The sequence below is a fragment of the Flavobacterium sp. genome, assembly GCF_049318325.1.
Taxonomy (GTDB): Bacteria; Bacteroidota; Bacteroidia; order Flavobacteriales; family Flavobacteriaceae; genus Flavobacterium.
This window is the reverse complement of the sequence record NZ_JBMOGQ010000182.1, coordinates 1-3,856: the sequence shown is the minus strand read 5'-3', so window position 1 is coordinate 3,856 and position 3,856 is coordinate 1. Positions and strand designations below refer to the sequence as shown.

4 protein-coding genes are annotated in these 3,856 nt (G+C 36.3%); all 4 read right to left on the bottom strand.

Annotation, left to right across the window (positions count from 1 at the left end):
• Window positions 1–106: 106 nt before the first annotated feature.
• A complete protein-coding gene (locus tag ACOYLP_RS11355) occupies window positions 107–556 on the bottom strand; it encodes a GNAT family N-acetyltransferase (RefSeq protein WP_422856285.1) in 450 nt (149 codons plus the stop codon).
• A gap of 3 nt (window positions 557–559) precedes the next feature.
• Window positions 560–1,060, bottom strand: coding sequence for an RDD family protein (locus tag ACOYLP_RS11350; protein WP_422856284.1), 501 nt, complete (start codon window positions 1,058–1,060; stop codon window positions 560–562).
• A gap of 5 nt (window positions 1,061–1,065) precedes the next feature.
• Window positions 1,066–1,290, bottom strand: a complete 225-nt coding sequence (locus ACOYLP_RS11345) for a hypothetical protein (RefSeq protein ID WP_422856283.1) — start codon at window positions 1,288–1,290, stop codon at window positions 1,066–1,068.
• Window positions 1,291–1,403: 113 nt separating this feature from the next.
• Window positions 1,404–3,824 carry a ribonucleoside-diphosphate reductase subunit alpha gene (locus ACOYLP_RS11340; protein WP_422856286.1) on the bottom strand — a complete coding sequence of 807 codons (2,421 nt, stop codon included), beginning with the start codon at window positions 3,822–3,824 and terminating at the stop codon, window positions 1,404–1,406.
• Between the last annotated feature and the right edge of the window lie 32 nt (window positions 3,825–3,856).

Here is a 3,856-nt window from a genome sequence, read left to right as displayed (position 1 = left end):
ATCTTTTGCTTGTATCGCCTTGGCGTTTTAGTGATAAAAGTTGTTCCCAGGTCATTTTGATTTAGGATTTAGGATTTTCGGAATTAGGATTTGAACAAATATAAATTTATTTTATGATTTTCCTCATACAAACACTGCTTTCAACACCAATATACTGACCATAATTGGGAATGATTTCATAGCCCATCTTTTTGTATAATGCAATAGCACTTTCGAGACGAATAGAAGTTTCTAAAATACAGGAAGTATAACCCGAAGCAGCTGCCCAAAATTCTAATTGATTTAATATTGAAGAAGCAATTCCTTTGCCTCGTTGCTCAGGTAAAACAAACATTCTTTTTATCTCTGCTACTTTTGGTTCGTATTCTTTAAAGGCGCCACAACCTATAGCAACTTCATTGTCATAACAAATCAATACATTTTGAATATAAACTTGGTTGTAAAATGCAAAGAAATCCTTTTCATCACCATCAATATCGACCAAATAATCATCAAAAAGTTGGGTTAAATATTTAAAATCTAAATCATCAGAAGTTGTTTTTTTTATGATAATCATAGCTTATTTATTTGGCGAACCATAAAATTGTTTCTTTCTTTCATCCAATAAATTTTTATTGACCACATACGTTTTTGAAATCATATCATGCAATCCTCTTGTCGGGAATACAATAAAGGAAATCCAGTAAAGCGGAATTATCCGAATCAGTGATCGGATCATAATTGCTTCATAATTAGCATTATCTCCGTTTTCATCAACAACTATTGTATTTGTACAAAACTTTCCGATAGTTCTTGAAGTAAAGATTTCGAAAAAATTATAATACACTAATGTAATGGATGAAGTAACGATATATTGCAATATGCTATTAGCCATGAAACGATTCATAAAATCCTTACCTTCATTAGGTGTTGTAGCAGTATTGGAAAGAAAAATAACAAGCCCAATAAAAAGCAATATAGACAGCATAATCATGTCAATTGCAAAATTGAAAAACCTTTTATCTGCCCTTACAAAAAGTTCTTCTGTAACCATGAATTTTTTTTGATTATTTTCTTCCATAATGGCTATTCCTTTTGGTTGGCCAAAAAGAAATTTCTTGATTTTTTTGGGTATTGATTATAGCTTTTATCACTCGGATTGGCAATCACCGTTTTGATGTTGATTTCGTCACCGAGTTTGAAATTGGCTTCGGTGTATTTATAATCTAAAAGGTATTCTCCGCAGAAATAATTGCCGTCTTTATCCTTTTCGATGATTCCTGTGTAAACTCCTTTTTTATCTTTTGACATGGTGTTTTTTTTAGCCCCGCTTAGCGGGAAATAGCTCCTAAATTTAATAAAAAACAGCCATCAATCGACAGCTGGTTTCTAATTATTAATTCGTAATTCTAAATTCGTAATTATTAAGACCCACACATTTCGCAATCATCAGGGCCAGCATTTCTTGCGCGTTCCACCATTGCGGCAAAATCTTCTGCAGTCATTTCACCTGTTTCGTTTGGCGCTACTACTTCAACCGCTACCGGTTCCGGAACTTGTGCTGTTGGTTCTGCTTTTTTATCGTTGTTCAATGTGAACTTAATAGCATCAACCGCAGCTTTGGTTCTCAAATAGTACATTCCGGTTTTCAAACCACTTTGCCATGCGTAAAAGTGCATCGAAGTCAGTTTTGCGTAATTTGCATCTTGCATAAACAAGTTCAGCGATTGTGATTGATCGATGAAATATCCTCTGTGGCGCGACATATCGATAATGTCTTTCATTGACATTTCCCAAACGGTTTTGTATAGTTCTTTCAAATCTTCAGGAATATCCAAATTCTGTACAGAACCATTGTTGCGCATCAGTTGTTGTTTCAAATCTTCGGTCCAAAGTCCGCGTTTTACTAGATCTTCAAGTAAGTGTTTATTAACTACAATGAATTCTCCGGACAATACACGACGCGTATAAATGTTGGATGTATATGGTTCGAATGCTTCGTTGTTTCCTAAAATTTGAGATGTAGAAGCGGTTGGCATCGGCGCCATTAACAACGAGTTTCTCACTCCGTGTTTCAAAACGTCTTTTCTTAAAGCTGCCCAATCCCATCTGCCTGATAATTCCTCATCTTTGATGTTCCAAAGATTGTGTTGAAATAATCCTTCTGAAATTGGCGATCCTTTGAACGAAGAGTATGGTCCTTCTGTTTTTGCTTCTTCCATCGAAGCAGTAACAGCTGCAAAATACATCGTTTCAAAGATTTCCTGATTTAATTTCTTGGCTTCATCGCTTGTAAAAGGCAATCTCAACAAAATAAAAGCATCAGCTAGACCTTGCACTCCTAATCCAACAGGACGGTGACGCATATTCGAATTTTCGGCTTCTGGTACAGGATAATAGTTTCGGTCGATTACTTTGTTTAAGTTTCTGGTTACACGTTTTGTTACGTTGTATAATAATTGGTGATTAAATTCGCCGTTTTCCACAAACATTGGCAATGAAATCGATGCTAAATTACATACTGCAATTTCGTCTGCCGCAGTATATTCCATGATTTCGGTACAAAGGTTTGATGAACGAATGGTTCCCAAATTCTTTTGGTTTGATTTTCTGTTTGCTGCATCTTTATACAACATGTATGGTGTTCCGGTTTCAATTTGTGATTCGAGGATTTTCTCCCAAAGTTCACGTGCTTTAACCGTTTTTCTCCCTTTGTTTTGTGCTTCGTACGAAGTGTATAATGCTTCGAATTCTTCTCCATAAACATCACATAATCCAGGACATTCATTCGGACACATTAATGTCCAAGTAGTATCTTCCTGAACGCGTTTCATGAATAAATCGGATGTCCACATCGCGAAGAATAAATCTCTTGCACGCATTTCTTCTTTTCCGGTATTTTTCTTCAAATCCAAGAATTCAAAGATATCAGCATGCCAAGTTTCTAAATAAATAGCAAAACTTCCTTTACGTTTTCCGCCGCCTTGGTCTACATAACGAGCGGTATCATTAAACACTCTCAACATTGGAACAATCCCGTTTGATGTTCCGTTAGTTCCACGAATGTATGAACCCGTAGCACGAACATTATGAATAGACAACCCAATTCCACCTGCCGATTGCGAGATTTTTGCCGTTTGTTTTAGAGTATCGTAAATTCCGTCGATGCTGTCGTCTTTCATGGTTAATAAAAAACAAGAAGACATTTGAGGTTTTGGCGTTCCTGCGTTAAATAACGTTGGCGTTGCATGCGTAAAGAATTTTTTCGACATCAAATCGTAAGTTTCGATTACCGATTCCATGTCGTTTAGGTGAATTCCAACAGCAACACGCATTAGCATGTGTTGTGGACGCTCTACAATCTTACCGTTGATTTTTAGCAAATACGAACGCTCTAAGGTTTTGAAACCAAAATAATCGTAATTGAAATCACGGTTATAAATAATGTGTGAATTTAAAAATTCAGCGTTTGCCTGAATCGCTTCGTGCACCTCATCAGATAGTAATGGTGCTTTTTGGTTCGTTCTTGGATTTACATAAAAGTACATTTCTTTCATGGTTTCCGAGAACGATTTATTGGTGTTTTTATGCAAGTTAGAAATCGCGATACGCGCTGCTAATTGTGCATAATCAGGATGTGAAATAGTCATGGAAGCGGCAGTTTCTGCTGCTAAGTTGTCAAGTTCTGATGTTGTAACTCCGTCATACAATCCTTCGATTACTCGCATGGTCACCTTTACAGCGTCGACCAAATCGTTTAATCCGTAACATAATTTTTTAATTCTGTCCGTGATTTTGTCGAACATTACCGGCTCTTTGTGCCCGTCTCTTTTTACTACATACATAAGCTTGTCAGTTTTTGAAAATAGAAAATCCC